This is a genomic window from Paenibacillus glycinis, from assembly GCF_009909185.1.
In the GTDB taxonomy this organism is placed as follows: domain Bacteria; phylum Bacillota; class Bacilli; order Paenibacillales; family Paenibacillaceae; genus Paenibacillus_Z; species Paenibacillus_Z glycinis.
The window spans coordinates 37,898-55,172 of the sequence record NZ_JAAAMV010000005.1; the positions used below are offsets into that span (position 1 = coordinate 37,898).

Consider the following 17,275-nt stretch of genomic DNA (forward strand, 5'->3'; position numbering starts at 1 on the left):
CTCACGTTCGTTCACCTTTTTCCGAGATATGCCGCATATAGTCGACGCGAATCACTTCCTTGACTCCGGTATCGAGATGCCGAATCGCTTCGCGGTTCACCCGCTTCCCCGTCCAAATGCGTACGAAATCCTCGATTTTCCCCATCGCTGCCGAAATGCTTCCCGGCTTGTTGGGCAGCTCGAGAATAAACGGCGCCGCTGCCGCGTCGGGAAAGTCCGTCTCCCGGTAGCCGATGATTACGGGGAGTCCGTTGGCCAAATATTCGCGAACCTTGAGCGGCGAAGCCTCGTCCATTTGCTTGCGATATAGCGCAAGCGTGCCGAGCGCGATATCCGCCCGGTCCATCAAGCCCTGGTAGTGCTCCTTGGTCATCGTGCCATGGAACGCCATGTTGGCCGGAACAGGCTCCGGAAGCTCCGCGCGATTGACGCCGATCAGATCGAATTGCCACAGAGGCCGCACGGCCGCCAGTTCGGCGATGACATCCACGCCATGCCAGGATTGTCCCGACGAACCGATAAAGACAAAACGGGGATACTCGTTGTCCGCCGGCCGCACGGGCTTCACGGAATCCAAATGGATGCCGTTTCCGATCACGATACGATCCTTGACGTAACGCTTAAAATGCCTTTCTTCCGCCAACTCGCCGCTGACGAACACAAACCCGGCGGCCGCCGCGAGCACTTTCCCGCGCGTCCAAAGGTGATAGTAATAGCGGAAATTCATCTCAAGGCGCATTTCCGTTAAATCATTCGTGTTGATTTCGAGCACGGAAGGGAATTTCTTGAGCAGGTAGGGGAGCGAGTAATAGTACAGATCGAAGCGATGGTAGATGACGTCCGGCATCCAGGCTTCAACGGCCTTGACGAGCTTTCGGAATTCGGAGAACCGTTTTCGAAAGCCGCGATACGTCTGCACCACGACCGGAATGCCGGAGGATGCGGACGACCATTCGTGCCGGTCGTTATGCGTAAAGAGAAACAAGGTCACGTCGTGTCCGAGCTTTTTCCACTCGCTCATTTGGTTGGCGACTTTTTTGTAGACTCCGCTCTCCGGTCCTTCGTTCCAGTGGATGAGATAAGCAATTTTCAAGTTTTTCACCTTCTGCCACTATTGGCTGTATGATACTCCACGACCTGCCGATACACGAAACGCTCGAATGGCTTCATCAATTGGCTGTTATGCCACAACAGCGTAAAATCGCCGTTAAACTCCTTGCATCGATCGTAATAAGAAGCTATGAAATCGAATATTTGATTGTTATCCATAGCCATATAAGCCTTGTCCAGAATCGATTGTTCCATGACGATCAGCGGTCTCTCCCGCAGCTTGAGCGGCGTTCGCGTGAGCACGTTAAAAACCGGGTATTCGTAGCATGTGCCGCAGCGGAATCCTACCCGGTCCGCATAGGATAGCGTGCTGTCGTACTGAAGCCCGGCGTCCTCCCAATGCTGCCACGTGAACGGCGCTTTCCATTTCAAGTAATGCTGTCTTCCGCCCCAAGCCTGCTGATGAATATCGTTCGCCGAGGCCGCCTTCAGCAGTTCGTTGAATTGAAATCGGATACGGTCCCGGTCCATGTATGTATCGATCGTCGGATGCAATCCGATTTCATGGCCTCTCTTGTGCATGTCCCGCATAAGCTGCTGAATGCGATCTTCGTATATGGAATAATTGCCGTCGAGCTTGGCCCCGGTATCCTCGCATATAAAATAAAACGCGCTCCGGATACCCGCTTGTTCGCTGATGTCCATGAGCCATTCAAACGTATTGAACGGATCGTGAGCGGTTTTGCTGCGGTTCCATAACATCCTGGCCTTCTTCAACCCGGTCGCCGGCGACGACCTGCGAATCACGTCCGCGATGCTTTCCTTGGCGATGCTGAACAAGCTTCGCCTGCTCGAATAGAACGGAAAATCCACGTCATGGCTGACGATCAACCGGGTCTCGCGTTGTTTGCGCGCCAAGGCCGGCCACAATCCATGCAGCCATGACCATAACAGCTCTACGTACTCGTTGACGATGGGCCGATCGAGAAAATCCGCTTTGGATGCAATGGATTGCTGCGCTTCGAAGCGGTCGTGCCGACCGCGTTCGTCGTTGACGATCTCCTCGTAGCGGGTCAACATGAAGAACGCCCCGCCGAACAAATCGATTCCGCAATAAACGTCCCGGTCGGTTTCGCGGATGTACGTTCCCGTGCTCGAGTCGCGCTGTCCGTACAATACCGGAAGTTTCTCCTTATCCGAATGCCCCTGGTCCACTCTGTCGAGCGGCAGCACGGGCATGGAGGACGGTTGAAGCCAAGAGGCCTCGTCCGACCCCAGGAAAACATCCGCCAACGTAATCGCGCCCGTATTCGCAGCCATTTCAATGCGGATATCCGGCCGATTTTCGAATTGGACCTCGTAAGGCAGCCCGAGAAACTCTTCGAAAACCACTCGATAGATGTATCGTCTTTCCGGCTCGCGCGACTGCGGGGACCGTATGATCAGCATGGTCATGCAATTCATATCTCCTGTCCTTGACGTGATCCCGTTCTCATCATGATTCGGGCGAAGCAGCGGAATGCGCTGCCGTCACCGGGTTCCCTTTGTATCTCTTCACGGCGGTCCAAGACAATCCGAGATGCAAGACATACCCCAGCGTGGCAGCCATGCTGAATATCCAGATCGCGACCTCGGACGACCGGTGGGTATAATGCGCCGCCAACAGAGAACCGAGAATGAGAATCGTACGGACGATCTCCCGGAATAGATGAAGATCTTGACGCTCCATGACATCGATGGTCGTTCCCACCGAGTTCGCAACGAATTGGCTCAAATACATGATGGAAAGTATTCGAAGAAAGACGCCGGCCTGCGCCCATGTGCTTCCCAGTAAATACGTGAATAAGGAGGGAGCGAAGATAAAAAAGACCGCGATGACGACCAAGCCGAAGAGAAACATGTTGATTACCGTTTTTCGAAAGAGTCGATACAGCTTGTCGGGATTATGATTCATATGATCGGAGGATTCCGAGAGGTAGACCTGCCGTACCGATGTCATGATCAGCGTCATCGGCGAGCCGAGAATGCGCTGGCCAAGCGCGAAGCATCCCGCAACCTGGGGACCGTAGAAAGCCGCCAATAGAATCGTTGGCAGATAAAGACCGATGCTGTTGAGCACATTGGATCCCGTCGACAACAACGGAAATCTCCGGTATCGATAGGCGCTTTCCTTCAAATCCTCCCAGTTGGTCGCGAGCGCCTGCGCCTTCACGTCCGAGCGCCAAAGCCTCCATTGCGGAATCAATCCCCCGAATCGGCCGATAATGTCCCCGACAATCAGACCGATCGGGCCAAGATTGGCGAAGAAGAGCCCGAGCTGAGCGGTCACTTGGCCGATGCTTTGCGTAAGCTTCGTTCTCGAGAGCGGTTTGAAGTATTTTTTGCGGACGGACCAAAAATTCAGGATTTGATAGAAGCCCGTTCCTAGCAGGCTAAGCACGATGTAGAAGGCATACTTGCCCAAACCCGGCTCCCCCAGCCACTTCGATAAAGGACCGGACAATAAAACAATGCCGATTCCGCTGATCACGCTCACGACGACGCATATTCGCAACGAAAGGCTTAATACGTTGGAAGCGGTCCGATCGTCCTCCGGGAGCGCAATCGCGTTTTCATAAGATAAGGAAACCAAGACGAGCAGGATCGATACGATCGACGTATATACGGCGTACGCGCCATAATCCGACGGGGTATACATCCGGGTCAGGATCGGCAGCGTCGCCAAGATGATCACTTGGCTTATCGCGGTTCCGCTGGCAAGAAGCAGTATGTTCCGCAGCAGCTTATCCACCGTAATTTTCTTCGAAAAGTTGAACATCGCGAGCCTATTGCAGCGCTTCGATGATTTTATTTGCCACGTAGGCTTGGATAGCGGGCTCGATCTGCGGCCAAATCGGCAGCGAGATGACTTCCTCGGCCAAGCTTTCCGCCGTCGGCATCGTCACTTCCAACGCTTGGTATATCGGCAGCTTGTGAACGGGTACGGGATAGTACACCATCGTACTGACGCCCGCGGCTTCGAGCTTCTCCTGCAACGCTTGCCGTTTGCCGTTCAGTATCCGGATCGTATACTGGTGAAAAACATGCTTGGCATAAGGCGCTTCGATCGGCAGTACGATTTCCCCGACGCTGCCCAGTAGCTCTTTGTACGTCGCCGCGGCTTTTCTTCTGCCGGCATTCCACTCATCGATCCGCGGCAGCTTGATCCGCAGGATCGCGGCCTGCAATTCATCCAGACGGGAGTTGAACCCGATCAGCTCGTTATAATATTTTTTCTTCGATCCATGGACGCGCAGCATCGATGCTTTCTCCGCGAATGCGGAATCGTTGGTCACCAGCAATCCGCCGTCTCCATAGGCACCCAGGTTTTTGGTAGGGAAGAAGGAATAACAGCCCAGATGGCCGATCGTCCCGACTTTCCGGCCTTCGCAGTCCGCGCCGAACGCTTGCGCCACGTCCTCGACCACGAGCAACCCGCGTCGGTCCGCAATCTCCATCAAACGGGTCATCTCGACGGCATGTCCGAACAAATGAACGGGAATGATCGCCTTCGTTCTCGGCGTAATCGCGGCTTCGAGTTGATCGAGATCCATGTTATAGCTCTGAGGTTCCACATCCACGAACACGGGCGTAGCCCTTACTTGGCTGATGGCTTCGGCCGTCGCGAAGAACGTGAACGGGGTCGTGATGACCTCATCCCCTTCTCCGATGCCCGCGGCCAACAGCGCGATCACGAGCGCATCCGTTCCGGAATTCAGCGCGATGGCGTGCTTGACGCCCAAATACTCGGCCACCTCGTTCTCGAAGCTTTTGACGTTGGGTCCCATGATAAAGGCCCCGTTATCCAGAACCGACGCAAAGGCATCCATTAACTGCGGCTTCAATTCACTGATTTCATAGCTGAGATCCAGCACGGGAATTCTTTTCATTGCGATTCCTCCGGTCGTTTTCGCACGTTTTCTTGGTCGATCGTATATTCGCGGCCGCAATCCTTGCAACTTGCGGCGTGCTCTTGGAAGGCGAGCGTGCTGCCGCATTCGCATACCCAGCCCATGCGTTTTGCCGGCACGCCCGCATACAGGCCATACGGCAGCGCATCCCGGTTCACGACCGCGCCTGCCGCGATGAACGCCCATTCGCCGATCGTGACGCCGCACACTACCGTGGCATTCGCGCCGATGGACGCCCCTCGCTTCACGATCGTTTTATAATAATCGTCGCTCGTGTTTCTAGGGAAGGCCGAACGGGGCGTTCTTACGTTCGTAAATACCATGCTCGGCCCGCAAAACACATAGTCTTCCAACTCCACGCCCTCGTAGATGGACACGTTGTTTTGAATTTTAACGCCGTTGCCGACCGTTACGTGATTCGCGACAAATACATTTTGCCCCAGGCTGCAGTTTCTTCCGATTACGGCCTTCGGGGAAACATGCGAAAAATGCCAAATTTTCGTGCCTTCGCCGATCTGAGCGCCTTCATCGATATAAGCCGAGGCATGTGCAGTGTACGTCATTTAGTAGCAGCTCCCTGTTATAGCAAGAAATATCGTTCCGGTTTCGTATGTTCCTTCATGGCATTCCGCGTATCGAATACGCTCCTGTCGGAACGGCCGATCAACTCGTAGTCGAACCTCGTATGATCCGTCGTAATGACGGCGATATCCGCCATGGACAAGCTTTCTTCCGTCAGCTCGATGCATTCGTACTGCTTCTGGCGATATTTGAATTTATCGATATGCGTATCGCTGAGCAGGACGGTCGCTCCGCGCTCTTCCAGCAGCTCGATGATTTTCAAAACCGGCGATTCCCGATAATCGTCGATGTCCTTCTTGTAGGCAACGCCGAGCAGATAGACGACGGAGCCATTGATCGATTTCTTGTCCACATTCAGTATTTCCGCGATTTTTTGCACGACGAATTCGGGCATGGAATTATTGATTTCCCCGGCAAGCTCTATCAATCGCGTATGATAGTTGAATTCCCGCGCCTTCCATGTCAAGTAGAACGGATCGATCGGAATGCAGTGTCCGCCAAGCCCCGGTCCCGGATAGAAGGCCATGAATCCGTAAGGCTTCGACTTTGCCGCATCGATGACTTCCCACACGTTGATGCCCATTCTGCTGCAAAGAATCGCCATTTCATTCGCTAACGCGATATTGATATGACGGAACGTGTTTTCGTATATTTTCTCCATTTCCGCCACGGACGGACTTGAAACCACGTGAACGTCGCCGTCCAACACCTGGCCGTACAACGTGACTGCCACTCTGGAGCAGGCAGCCGTTATGCCTCCGACAACCTTCGGCGTATTCTTGGTATTGTAGGTCTTGTTGCCCGGGTCGACGCGTTCCGGCGAATAAGCAAGGAAGAAGTCCTCCCCGCATTTCAACCCGGTCGCCTCCAAGATGGGCTTGACCAGCTCTTCCGTGGTGCCGGGATATGTCGTGCTCTCCAACACGACCAGCATTCCTTTGTGCAGGAATCTCGAAATTTCGCGCGTCGAATTTTGAACGTAGCTCGTATCCGGCTGCTGGTAAATATCAAGCGGCGTCGGCACGCAAATCGCCACGGCATCGACTTCGCTGATAAACGAATAGTCCGCCGTAGCCCGCAACTGCCCGCTCTCCACCATGCCCCGAAGGTCCGCGTCCACGACATCGCCGATATAGTTATAACCGCTGTTCACCATATCGATCTTCTGCTGCTGCACGTCGAATCCGATGACGCGATACCCTGCCTTCGCTTTCTCGACCGCCAGCGGCAGACCGACGTATCCTAATCCGATCACGCCGATGATCGCTTCCTTATTCTTTAGCTTTTCAATTAATCCGGCGCTAAGTTCCTGTGTTTGCAAGGTTTCGTTCAGCATGTCTACCTCCCATATTGCGTTATCGATCGCTCTCTCATTACCCGATATAACCGTCGTCTACGATATCAATGACCAACTGAATCGCCCTTTTCCCGTCTTCGACCGTAACCGCCGGGCTGCGTCCTTCGTCGATCGCGCGTACCATATCTTCGATGATGCACTGATGCCCCGAAACTCCGAACGGGTCATGCTCGATATCCCGAATCAGACTTTCGATTTGATCCTGCGTCATTTTCGAACTCTTCCACTCTTTAATCCAATTAGCCGTCTTTCCTCCCACGATCGCATAACCGTATTCGCCGAATACGCCGATCGACTCCTCGAGATTCTTATCGAAAATCGTCGTCGCCGCCTCGACCGTTCCCAAGGCGCCGGATTCGAACTTCAAGGCCGCGACCGCCACGTCTTCCGCTTCGATATCCCTGATCCTGGTATCCACGATCGATTTCACTTTGGCCACCGGGCCGAAGAGCCACAGCAGAAGGTCGAGATTGTGAATCGCTTGGTTCATCAGCACGCCGCCATCCATCAGCTTCGTGCCGCGCCACGGGGCTTGGTCGTAATAAGCTTGATTGCGATTCCATCTGACCGTGGCATTCACATGGCTCAATTTCCCGAAGTTCTCTTCTTCCAGCGCGCGTTTTAATTGTTTCATGGCCGGGCGATAGCGATTGGGGTGGACGACGGCGGCTTTGACGCCGCTGCTTGCGACCGCTTCGATAATGGCATCGGCATCGGCTAGCGTCAGCGAGATCGGCTTTTCAATAATCAAATGCTTGCCCGCCTGCGCGGCTTGGATCGCGAGGGAAGCGTGCAAGCCGCTCGGCGTGCAGATGCAGATGACGTCGATTCGTGGCTCTGCTTGAAGCATCGCCGCCATATCGGTATACAGCTTGGCAGTCGTTACGGCTCGAAGATCGTCCAATCTGGCTTGGTTCGTATCGCATAACGCCAGAAGCTCCGCACCTTCGGTCCGGGCGATAGCCTCGATATGCTTATTGGCGATATGTCCGCATCCAACGATGGCAAAATATTTCATATCCTGAGATCAGTCCTATCTTTTTCGTTCTAGATGACGCGCTTGGTCTGGCCGTGTCGTTCAGGATTAGGCCGAAAGTCTGCTCTTTTCTTTTTTTCTTTCTCTCTTTTTCTCGAGGTAGAGCGAGACGCTGAGCGACAAAAACAAGCCGATAAACAACGAAATGGCCAGATTGAATTTCTTCTTCGGACTAACCGGAACGGCCGTTTCTTCAAAGTTGGCAAGATCGAGGACCGTGACGTTGGAATTATGGACGATTTCTTTGGATTTATTGACGAAGGACGTGGCAAAAGCGTTCGCGATCGCAACCGCGTCCTTAGGGTTGTCGTCCGTGACGTACAACAATACGACGAGCGTGCCCGGGTCGGTTCTAACCTGGATTTTTTGAAGCAGCTGCGATGCCGTAAGCGACGTGGAGAGCATTTTTTTAGCTTCCTCGGCGATTTGATGGCTTTGAATCGTATCCTCGTAGGTCTTCGTGAGCAGTTGGCTCGCAAGGTAATCGTTGTATTTGTTATCGCTTGTCGCCCCGACGGTGCCCATGTTGGCCACCAGAGTAGCCGTGGCGCGATACTGCGGCGCGGAAAAGGTATTGATCAGAAACCCGCCTCCGACACAAACGACGAGAATGATAATAACCGCAATGATATGCCGGCTGATTGCTTTGATTAAATAATCGATATCCACCTAATGTCACCCCGATATAGTTTGAATTGCCTAATCACCGCGAATCGCTCGCCGTTCGTATATACTCGCTGACTTCCTCCATATTCATGCTGACCATTCCGTATTTTCGGTTTAAATCGCGATAATGATTGATGATTTTCATCAGAGCGGACATATTAGGAACGGGATCATCCGCAAGGTTGTATGGATGCCACCACAGATGATACATCGTATTTGTTTTGGCCGCTTCCGTCATGCTCTTCAAGATCCTCCGCAGCCTGAAGCGTTCGATCCATCTCAGCTTGCGGGAATAGGGCCGAAAAAAATGGCTGGCCGGCACGTTTACGGGCAAGGACTTGTCCTGCATATCCAGCGCATATACATGGTGTCCCGAGAAATTGAAGTACGTATCCAATAACCGGAACGCTCTTAGGTACAACGGATCATTCGTGCTGTAGCCGTTGCGGTATAACCAATGCGGTTGATTCCCGCGATACGCCATGATTCCATGCCGATGGATTTCTTGCAAGTACGCAGGATTAATTTGGTTTCGCGGGAAGACGATGCTTTCTATCGGGATGCCCCGTTTATCGGCAATGCTTACCGCGGCTCTTAAGTCTTCGGAAAATTCCTCTTGGCGTTGCCCGTCTTCTTTACAATAATAATGAGAGAAGGTATGCGTGGAGACACGCTGGTCATTCGTTTCTTGAATCAAGCGAATAAGGGAAGGCGCGAAGTGATAAGGGTCGTCTTGTTCGTTCTGTCCGACGACATCCTTGATTTGCCGATAAGGAGATAGATTGGAATCCGAGTAATCGGGTAACGAGCTTGGCAAACTTTCCAGCATCTCGTCTTTCGTGTAAAAAAAGAGCAGCCCGACAGTCGCCCAGGAGGCGTGAATGCCGTTTTTGGAAAACAGCTCCAGCATTTGCGGCACGATCTTTCTTTCAAGCGACAATTTCCGTTTGTAGTGTGCTAATTTGTAAATATCCCTAACGCCCCAAAACAATTCAAAATCAAGAGATATCACAAAAACACCACTATGTATTGGTATTATTGGTATCAACCCTCATCTTATATATCTTCATAATTCTACATAAATCAACACTGAATCTGTTGAACAGTATACTATTACCTATCTTTCAATACTAGCTCGATTTACCGGAAAGAAATTAGCTCCGAGCGGCTATCTCCGAATTTGGTGCGCTCCCTTAATTAATTCGAGTACATACCGAAGTCCTTGTTTGATGATTCGGCTTCTCCCCGGCTCCTCGTCCAAACAAATCCGCTGAATATTGTAAACAATCTCGTCTTTCTTGAATCCGTCCGTCCCGAACGTCTTCTTCATGCTTTCGTTGATGCGGTCAAAAAAGGCTTTGTTTACCCCTCGGTCGTTAAACGGAAACGCGAACGCATGACTCCGGATCCCGAACATCGCTTCCAACTCTTGCATGCAAGTCAAGGTTTGGTCGACCTGCTCCTCCGTTGAAAGCTCGCTGTAGAGCGGATGATCCACGCTATGACTGCCGATGTCGTATCCGTTATTCAACAATTCCTTGATTTGGAGCTCGTCCATGAACGGCTTGTTCGTATGCAAATAGGCTTGATAATCCACCTCCAGTATCGTCCCCAGCTCATCCAGCAAGGCTTTATCCCGATAAGAAATGGACAGTAGAAACGGTTTCAGTTGTCCTCTTGTAGCTTTCCGCCCATATTTGGCAGACCGCCGATTGATCTCATTGATGATTTCGGCCAGTTTTCGCTCAGAGACCGAATTTTCCAGCTGATAGAAGCGCTCAATCAACAGACTCGCCTGATGCCGATAAAACATCGTTTTATTATTGACGAAAGCACTGTTCAAAAAGAAGACGGCCGGGATGCCGCGGCTCCTTAGGATCGGATAAATCACATCGTAGACTTCTCTCATTCCATCGTCGAAACTTAGCAGGCAAACAGGCTGTTTGACTTTCCGATTCTCTTTGTCCATTCGAATATATTCATCCAATGATAGCAACCGATAGTTCTTTTCCAACAATTCGATATCTCTTTTGAACGCATCGATTCTTTTATATTTATACAAATGTTTGACATGCAAGACGTCCTCGTCGCTCACCAAGTGATAAGACGGGAACAAACGTTTCGGCAGAAACGATAACTGCGCAGCATGAAATGGGATTACTCTCACGATTGCCTCTTTCATATGTCCCCCCAAGAACTCCCGAAATCCGGCCTACAATCAGCCGAACAGGTACAAAGAACCATTTCCGCTATCAGAATATGGATATCCTTCCATTCGCCATTTTAACACATTAATCGCCAATATTTGAGAAGCATTATAATATTTTATGAATCTTTTTTTGTAACCGGCGCTACGCAGGCCTATTCATCGCGTTTCAACCTGCCGAATGCGAAACAAAAAGCGGGACTATCATGACGATAGTCCCGCTTTGATTAATAGATTATAAGTTCTAATTTACAGCAATACCACGTTCACGTTCGAGCGCGCGGTCAGCACGGAGAAATTCTTTGCCGTGATCGCATTGTTTTTGCAAGTAATGTTTCGTTGTACGGCGCCAGCCAGATAAGTGGACAAATCGATTCCGCCGCCTTGTACCATGGAGATGTTGTTCCCGTTGATCACGCCTTGTTCGGCATTTTGCCAAGTCCAGATTCCGCGTTCCCCGTTTATGATTTTGTTGGAACTGATGTTGAAATTGCTGATGTTTCCGAGTCGAATTGCCGTAGTTCCTCCAATATTGCTGCTTTGACCCATGATAATGGTGTTATTAATTATTGTAATGTTCTTGAGCGTTTGGGACGCGCTCACTTCAATCGCCGCATAGTAACTGCCGATACCGTCGATCTGGTTGTTCGAAATCGTATTGTTATCCCCGTAAACGCTGATTGCGGAGAACATGTCCGGAGCAAGCTGCCCTTTATTGGTTCCTTGATAATAGTTGGATTTATTATACGAATTGGTGATGTGGTTATTGGTTACTTTAACGCCTTGCGCGTAGATCTTGATCGCGCGCTTCGCGCAGTTGTCGAAAGTATTATTGGAGATGACGCTATTCGTATCTTGTCCCATGTTGTTATCAAGATTAGGGTCTTCGTAATAAATGCCGTCGCCGTCATCCGCCGGGCCGATGTGATGGATGTGCGAGTTCGTAATGGTCAAATTCTTTGCAGCCGTTTCCTTTGCGTTCCACGTCGTCGTCACGTAGATGCCTCTTGCCACCAGGCTGCCGTCGACCTTGTTGATCGAGTAAATATCATGTACGTCTACATTGTCGATCGTTACTTTGGAAGTATTCCCGTAAACCAATATCCCGGCTACGACCGCCGAATAGTAATCGCTGCTTGGATCCTTGCTTTCGGAAGCGTTCATGACGTTTACGCCCGAGACCCGAATCGAGGACGATCCGCCGTTAACGACCAACACGCGATTCACTTGTTTGTTGCCGTCCAAGCTGATGCTGCTGATGTCCACATTTTGACCGTAGACCCGCACCAATTCCCAACCGAAGCTGCCGCTGCTTGCTTTGATTACCGTGCCCGAACCGGCACCTTGAACTTTCGTATTGCCGTTTACCGACAACGTTTTGCTCGGATTTACGGAATAGGTTCCGCTTGGAAAGTATACGGTAGCGCTAGTGCGGGAGCCTTGATCCAGCGCTTTTTGAATCGCTGCCGTATCGTCCGTGCGGCCGTCCCCTTTGGCGCCCATTTCTTTTACGTTTATGGTTTTGCTGGAAGCAAACGCTTTAGCAGAGAAGATATTCGCAAATCCGAAGCTCACCAGTGCGATAGCCGCGAATAGTACTGTCATTTTCTTAATCGAACTTTTCATTCTTCATACCTCCGTGGAATTAAGAATAAAAAAAAAGAGAGACCCTGTTTCAGGATCTCCCTTTACGGTTCCTGGAAACAATTCGGAAACTGGCTGGCATCTGGTTACCCAATTAGCCCCTGTAGCTTTGCGTCCCATGCTTTCGCATGGTTTGCCATTATCGTCGTTACCATTTAATTCGTGCGTGATTGAATACAAAAAAAGAACCTACGCATCATGTCATAGGTTCTTTTACAGAACCTGAAAAGTTTTGGAAACTGGCTGGCATGCGGGTGATCCCGCGAAGCCCCTGTAGTTTTGCGTCCCGCACTTTCGCGCGGTTTGCCTTTTCGACATATCAGGTATATGAAATTAGTAATTCTTGTCAGTTCTTACTAGGATAATAGCATGAGCTTTTTCAAATTACAACATAATTCTTTTCTACTATATGACTTTACAAAAAATGGCGCTTTTTGTAGTTTACATCAATACGCTAAACCTATATGATTCTTTTTATAGGTCCTTTTTCACCCTTCTTTCACGGACCTATAGTTGAAGCTCGTTTTTAATCATCTTTTCCAGAGAGGAAATCCGCGTGAGAATCAAAAAAGCTATCATACCTGCAGCGGGACTGGGTACGCGCTTTTTGCCGGCGACCAAAGCAATGCCGAAAGAAATGCTTCCGATCGTAGATAAACCTACCATTCAATATATCGTCGAAGAGGCCGTGGCATCCGGGATCGAGGATATCATCATCGTTACCGGCAAAGGCAAACGGGCCATCGAGGATCATTTCGACAATTCCTTCGAACTCGAGAAGAATCTAAAAGAAAAAGGCAAGCTGACGCTTCTGGAAGAAGTGCAGCGTTCCACGCATATGGCCGATATCCATTACATCCGCCAAAAAGAACCGAAGGGCCTTGGCCATGCGATTTGGTGCGCGCGAAAATTCATCGGCAACGAACCTTTTGCCGTGCTGCTCGGCGACGATATCGTCGTTTCGGAGAAGCCCTGTCTTCAACAGCTGATCGACTTATATGAAAGATACCGGGTCTCGGTTATCGGCGTACAGCCGGTACCGAACGAATTCGTCTCCCGTTACGGGATTCTCGACGGCACGCTTGTCGAGAAGAACGTCACGCGAGTGACCCGTTTGGTTGAAAAGCCGTCTATAGCGGAGGCCCCCTCGAATCTCGCCATTCTGGGCCGTTACATCCTGACGCCGCGGATTTTCGACATTCTCGAAAACCAATCTAGCGGCGCCGGAGGAGAAATACAATTAACCGATGCTATATCGACTTTGAATATGGCCGAAGCCGTCTATGCTTACGAGTTTCAAGGAACGCGTTACGATGTCGGCGAGAAACTGGGATTCATCGAGACCATGATCGAATTTGCGCTTCGGAACGACGAGCTGAAGAGCGACGTCTTGTCCTATCTCCAAAAAACCGTAGCGAAACACATGAACGCAATAAGCTAGCAGGCGTGCATAATGCTAGTTTATGACGAACTTCCAGAGAGGTGAAACCGAATGAAAATATTAGTTACGGGCGGGTATGGTTTTATCGGTTCTTTCGTTGCGGAGAAATTCGCCAATGAAGGGCATGAAGTCATTATTATCGACAATCTCGTATCCGGAAACGTGAAAAACTGCAGCTTCCGGCATATTTCGTATATCGCCGACGTCGAAAGCCCCATATGCGAAACCATATTCCAAAATCACAAGGTCGACGTTATCGTACATCTGGCGGCGCAAGTGAATGTCGTCACTTCGATGGAAAATCCGTACGCCGATACGAAATCCAACATTCTCGGCCTTACCAACATCCTGCAGCTGGCGGCAAAATACAAGATATCCAAGCTCGTATTCGCTTCTTCCGCCGCCGTCTACGGCCTGAACGAAAATATTCCGTTATCCGAAGACGTGCCGTGCCAGCCCGTCTCTCCATACGGCATCAATAAATTGCTTGGCGAATACTATTGCGAGAAATGGAGCGAAATCTATCAATTAAACACGCTTTGCTTCAGATTCGCCAATGTGTACGGCCCAAGGCAGGGATCGATCGGGGAAGGGGGGGTCATTTCGATTTTCATGGAACGCCTTCGCGACGGCAAGGAGTTGTTCGTCTACGGCACTGGCGAGCAGACGCGGGATTTTATCTACGTGGAGGACGTCGCCGATGCCATTTACCGGGCTTGCCAGTCGAATGCGACCGGCGTCATGAATCTGTCGACCAATACGGAAAGTTCCGTGAATCAATTGATCGCTATCCTTTCCGGTCTCCAGCCTATCGCTTCCGTTACATATACGGCGCCTCGCATAGGCGATATCGACCGCTCGACGCTCGATAATTCGCTTGTTAAAACTTCGTTGGATTGGGAGCCGCAATTCAATCTGACCGACGGACTCAATCGGACCTATGCATGGTTTGCAAACGCAACGCCCGTTCCGCAAAAAGGGCATGGAAACGCGAAAGAAACAACGCTGCTGGACGAGGCCTCCATTCAAAACGACCTCATCAACAGTTCCCTCTCCCGCAACATCCGCAGCCTGTATTTGAGTCAAGGCACTAACTATTTGGAAGGCGTTCCGGTATTGAAGCCCGATGTTTTTCATGCCGTCATCCGGTCCAGGGAGCGCGCGAAACAAAAGTTCAATACGGCGTTTTCGCTCTTGTCGCTCGACAGTCAAATCATGAACAGCCCTAGTCTGTTGGAGAACGTCAATAACCTGCTGCGCGATTCGGATTATCTCGGTCTGACGGAAGACGGCAGATTATTTATTTTGTTATCGAACGCGACCGTCTACGATGCGGCTATCGTGGTGGAACGACTTAAATTAAATGGCGTTGCTTCGCAAGTACTGACCGAGGAAGATCGCTATTACGCAAAACTCGTTCATGAATACGCGTTGCAATAGCTGAGACGACACCGAAAAACGCCTCGTACCTCCAGATGGCAGGTACGGGGCGTTTTTTCATCGCTTCAGCGCATCAACAGCTCCCGCAGCTCCGCGTAACTGCTCGCCTCGAACGTCGGCTCGTGCGCCGACTCGCGTTCCGCCCGGCGGTGGTTGAACCAGACGACGCGCCAGCCGGCCTCGAGGGCGCCGACCACGTCGTTGCGCCAAGAATCGCCGACATAGACGCTGTTCTCAGGCAGCGTGCCCGTCAGCTCGTTGGCATGCCGGAAGACGCGAGCGTCCGGCTTGTCCCAGCCAAGCGAGCCGGAGATGAGCTGCCGTTCCCGCGGAATCAGCTCGTCCAGCCGCATCGCTTCGATCTTGCTTCGCTGGTGCCGCGGCGCGCCGTTCGTGATCAGGCCGACGACCCAGCCTGCGCGCGCCAGCTCTTCCAGCAGCTCGCGCGCGCCGTCGAACATCGCGATGTCGTACTGGCAGCCGATGTAGGCGGCCTGCATCGCTTCCGCCTGCGCGTCGGTCAGCGGGATGCCGAATTCGGCCAGCGTCAGTTGGAAACGGCGCATCCGCATGTAATCCGTCGCCGCTCCCGCTTCCATGGCGCCCGCGCCGCCGAGCTCGAGCGACAGCATGTCGCTATGGTAGCGAAGGCGCAGATAGGCCGCCGCGAACGGAAAGTCCCCCAAGGCGCGCTGTCCGCCCGCCGCTTGTTCCACCGCCTTGCGGAACGGAATCAAATGATCGTACAGCGTGTCGTCCACGTCGAAAAACACGGCCCGTCGCGCCTCTTCTCGTCTCATCATGCTGCATCTCCCGCGTATGGATTCGGATCGTTATGGTCCCGTTGGTAGCTTCTCGGTCGTTTCCCTATCCACTATACGGCATCGGGAGGACTTCAACAATAATGCCCGCGGCAAGATCGGATCGAAGAAAGCTCCTGCCAACAGCCCGGTTCCTTTACTCAGTCCACGCTTCCGCCTCGAGCTTCCGCTCGATCCGCTTGATGCGATCGATCGCCTGCTCGGTGTAGGCCTCGAAGAAGACCTGGCCGCCGCCGCGCCGCATGACGCCGAACGGGTCGGCGGCGGCCGGCAGCAGCTCGAAGGTCAGGTAGCCTTTGTAACCGACGTCGTGCAGCGCGCGCAGGATCGGCTCGAAATCGGTATGGCCTTCGCCCGGTGCCGCCCGGTTGCTGTCCGCCAGGTGAAAATGAATCAACGCGGCGCCGTTTTGCCGGATCGCCTGCGACATATCGGCCTCGTCGATGTTCATATGGAACGTATCGCCCATGATGCCGACATTCGGGAGGCCGACATCGCGGCGCATGGCCTCGGCTTGGTCCAACCGGTTCAGCATATACGACTCGAATCGGTTCCACGCTTCGATGCACACGTTGACGCCGAGCGAAGCCGCATGCTCGGCTCCGGCGCGGATGCCCTCGACCGCCCACTTCCACTCGTCCTCGCGGCTGCCCAGCTCCCGGATGCGCATATTAGCCACGGGGGCGGCGATGATCGTCGGCGCGCCGACTTCGGCGGCCATTTCCGCCACGGACTTCATGTACGCGACGGCTCGCGCCCGCATGGCGGCGTCCGGGTGACCCAGATCCCGCTCCGCGCTATAGATCGAACAGATCGACGAGACCTCCAGCCCGTAATCCGCGGTCAAGGCTCTCACCTGGCCGAAATCGCATTGGTCCGGCTCGCCGACGAGCTCGATCGCATCGTAGCCGAAGCGCGCTAGCCGTTCTGCGCTCGCACGTAAATCTTCGCCGTGATAAACGAGCGAATTATAGCTGTATTTGAACATGCTGTCTTGTACCTCCTACTGGCCGCCGCGAAAATGAAACTTCCATTGCCGCAACGATCGCCATCCAAATCGTTAATGCCTTAAAGGATTCTCC

General features: G+C 52.2%; 15 protein-coding genes and 2 riboswitches. Of the genes, 2 read left to right on the top strand and 13 right to left on the bottom strand.

Going from position 1 to position 17,275, the window contains the following annotated elements; translation table 11 throughout:
* Nucleotide 1 precedes the first annotated feature (1 nt).
* The 11 genes from GT019_RS09990 to GT019_RS10040 all read right to left on the bottom strand — a co-directional run bounded on the left by GT019_RS09990 (nucleotide 2) and on the right by GT019_RS10040 (nucleotide 12,473).
* Nucleotides 2-1,093, bottom strand: coding sequence for a glycosyltransferase (locus GT019_RS09990; protein WP_161743008.1), 1,092 nt, complete (start codon nucleotides 1,091-1,093; stop codon nucleotides 2-4).
* Nucleotides 1,094-1,098: 5 nt separating this feature from the next.
* Nucleotides 1,099-2,505 (bottom strand): polysaccharide deacetylase family protein, encoded by a 1,407-nt coding sequence (locus GT019_RS09995; RefSeq protein ID WP_161743009.1) that lies wholly within the window; start codon nucleotides 2,503-2,505, stop codon nucleotides 1,099-1,101.
* A 40-nt stretch (nucleotides 2,506-2,545) separates the two neighbouring features.
* Entirely contained in the window at nucleotides 2,546-3,841 is a 1,296-nt protein-coding gene (locus GT019_RS10000) for a lipopolysaccharide biosynthesis protein (RefSeq protein WP_161743010.1), read from the bottom strand.
* A gap of 34 nt (nucleotides 3,842-3,875) precedes the next feature.
* Complete coding sequence (locus GT019_RS10005) at nucleotides 3,876-4,979, bottom strand: DegT/DnrJ/EryC1/StrS family aminotransferase (RefSeq protein WP_161743011.1); 1,104 nt, start codon at nucleotides 4,977-4,979, stop codon at nucleotides 3,876-3,878.
* On the bottom strand, nucleotides 4,976-5,563 hold the full coding sequence (locus tag GT019_RS10010; RefSeq protein WP_161743012.1) for an acyltransferase: 588 nt from the start codon (nucleotides 5,561-5,563) through the stop codon (nucleotides 4,976-4,978). Before GT019_RS10010 ends, GT019_RS10005 begins: the two co-directional genes overlap by 4 nt.
* A 17-nt stretch (nucleotides 5,564-5,580) precedes the next feature.
* The gene (locus tag GT019_RS10015; RefSeq protein ID WP_161743013.1) at nucleotides 5,581-6,918 is read right to left on the bottom strand and encodes a nucleotide sugar dehydrogenase; all 1,338 of its coding nucleotides are present in this window, start codon (nucleotides 6,916-6,918) and stop codon (nucleotides 5,581-5,583) included.
* A gap of 37 nt (nucleotides 6,919-6,955) precedes the next feature.
* Nucleotides 6,956-7,957 (bottom strand): Gfo/Idh/MocA family protein, encoded by a 1,002-nt coding sequence (locus tag GT019_RS10020; protein ID WP_161743014.1) that lies wholly within the window; start codon nucleotides 7,955-7,957, stop codon nucleotides 6,956-6,958.
* Nucleotides 7,958-8,023: 66 nt separating this feature from the next.
* Nucleotides 8,024-8,644 (bottom strand): YveK family protein, encoded by a 621-nt coding sequence (locus GT019_RS10025; RefSeq protein ID WP_161743015.1) that lies wholly within the window; start codon nucleotides 8,642-8,644, stop codon nucleotides 8,024-8,026.
* A 34-nt stretch (nucleotides 8,645-8,678) separates the two neighbouring features.
* The gene (locus GT019_RS10030; protein WP_161743016.1) at nucleotides 8,679-9,689 is read right to left on the bottom strand and encodes a polysaccharide deacetylase family protein; all 1,011 of its coding nucleotides are present in this window, start codon (nucleotides 9,687-9,689) and stop codon (nucleotides 8,679-8,681) included.
* A 120-nt stretch (nucleotides 9,690-9,809) separates the two neighbouring features.
* Complete coding sequence (locus GT019_RS10035; protein ID WP_161743017.1) at nucleotides 9,810-10,823, bottom strand: polysaccharide deacetylase family protein; 1,014 nt, start codon at nucleotides 10,821-10,823, stop codon at nucleotides 9,810-9,812.
* Nucleotides 10,824-11,096: 273 nt separating this feature from the next.
* On the bottom strand, nucleotides 11,097-12,473 hold the full coding sequence (locus GT019_RS10040; RefSeq protein ID WP_161743018.1) for a glycosyl hydrolase family 28-related protein: 1,377 nt from the start codon (nucleotides 12,471-12,473) through the stop codon (nucleotides 11,097-11,099).
* 81 nt (nucleotides 12,474-12,554) lie between these two features.
* Nucleotides 12,555-12,639, bottom strand: a riboswitch (cyclic di-GMP riboswitch).
* Nucleotides 12,640-12,722: 83 nt separating this feature from the next.
* Nucleotides 12,723-12,809: riboswitch (cyclic di-GMP riboswitch) on the bottom strand.
* A 238-nt stretch (nucleotides 12,810-13,047) separates the two neighbouring features.
* Here GT019_RS10040 and galU point away from each other — a divergent pair.
* Together galU and GT019_RS10050 are read left to right on the top strand one after the other, a co-directional pair.
* Nucleotides 13,048-13,932: a UTP--glucose-1-phosphate uridylyltransferase GalU gene (galU, locus tag GT019_RS10045; protein ID WP_161743019.1), complete on the top strand. Its 885-nt coding sequence runs from the start codon at nucleotides 13,048-13,050 to the stop codon at nucleotides 13,930-13,932.
* A 51-nt stretch (nucleotides 13,933-13,983) separates the two neighbouring features.
* Nucleotides 13,984-15,372: an NAD-dependent epimerase/dehydratase family protein gene (locus GT019_RS10050; protein WP_161743020.1), complete on the top strand. Its 1,389-nt coding sequence runs from the start codon at nucleotides 13,984-13,986 to the stop codon at nucleotides 15,370-15,372.
* 65 nt (nucleotides 15,373-15,437) lie between these two features.
* Here GT019_RS10050 and GT019_RS10055 read toward each other — a convergent pair whose 3' ends face one another.
* Nucleotides 15,438-16,175, bottom strand: coding sequence for an HAD family hydrolase (locus GT019_RS10055; protein WP_407945074.1), 738 nt, complete (start codon nucleotides 16,173-16,175; stop codon nucleotides 15,438-15,440).
* A 154-nt stretch (nucleotides 16,176-16,329) separates the two neighbouring features.
* Nucleotides 16,330-17,181 (bottom strand): sugar phosphate isomerase/epimerase family protein, encoded by an 852-nt coding sequence (locus GT019_RS10060; protein ID WP_161743021.1) that lies wholly within the window; start codon nucleotides 17,179-17,181, stop codon nucleotides 16,330-16,332.
* Between the last annotated feature and the right edge of the window lie 94 nt (nucleotides 17,182-17,275).

Excerpts from the sequence above, each read along its gene's own strand:
- GT019_RS09995 (WP_161743009.1), bottom strand. The coding sequence starts at position 2,505 with ATGACCATGCTGATCATACGGTCCCCGCAGTCGCGCGAGCCGGAAAGA.
- GT019_RS10005 (WP_161743011.1), bottom strand. The coding sequence starts at position 4,979 with ATGAAAAGAATTCCCGTGCTGGATCTCAGCTATGAAATCAGTGAATTG.
- GT019_RS10010 (WP_161743012.1), bottom strand. The coding sequence starts at position 5,563 with ATGACGTACACTGCACATGCCTCGGCTTATATCGATGAAGGCGCTCAG.
- GT019_RS10015 (WP_161743013.1), bottom strand. The coding sequence starts at position 6,918 with ATGCTGAACGAAACCTTGCAAACACAGGAACTTAGCGCCGGATTAATT.
- GT019_RS10020 (WP_161743014.1), bottom strand. The coding sequence starts at position 7,957 with ATGAAATATTTTGCCATCGTTGGATGCGGACATATCGCCAATAAGCAT.
- GT019_RS10035 (WP_161743017.1), bottom strand. The coding sequence starts at position 10,823 with ATGAAAGAGGCAATCGTGAGAGTAATCCCATTTCATGCTGCGCAGTTA.
- GT019_RS10040 (WP_161743018.1), bottom strand. The coding sequence starts at position 12,473 with ATGAAAAGTTCGATTAAGAAAATGACAGTACTATTCGCGGCTATCGCA.
- GT019_RS10050 (WP_161743020.1), top strand. The coding sequence starts at position 13,984 with ATGAAAATATTAGTTACGGGCGGGTATGGTTTTATCGGTTCTTTCGTT.
- GT019_RS10055 (WP_407945074.1), bottom strand. The coding sequence starts at position 16,175 with ATGATGAGACGAGAAGAGGCGCGACGGGCCGTGTTTTTCGACGTGGAC.
- GT019_RS10060 (WP_161743021.1), bottom strand. The coding sequence starts at position 17,181 with ATGTTCAAATACAGCTATAATTCGCTCGTTTATCACGGCGAAGATTTA.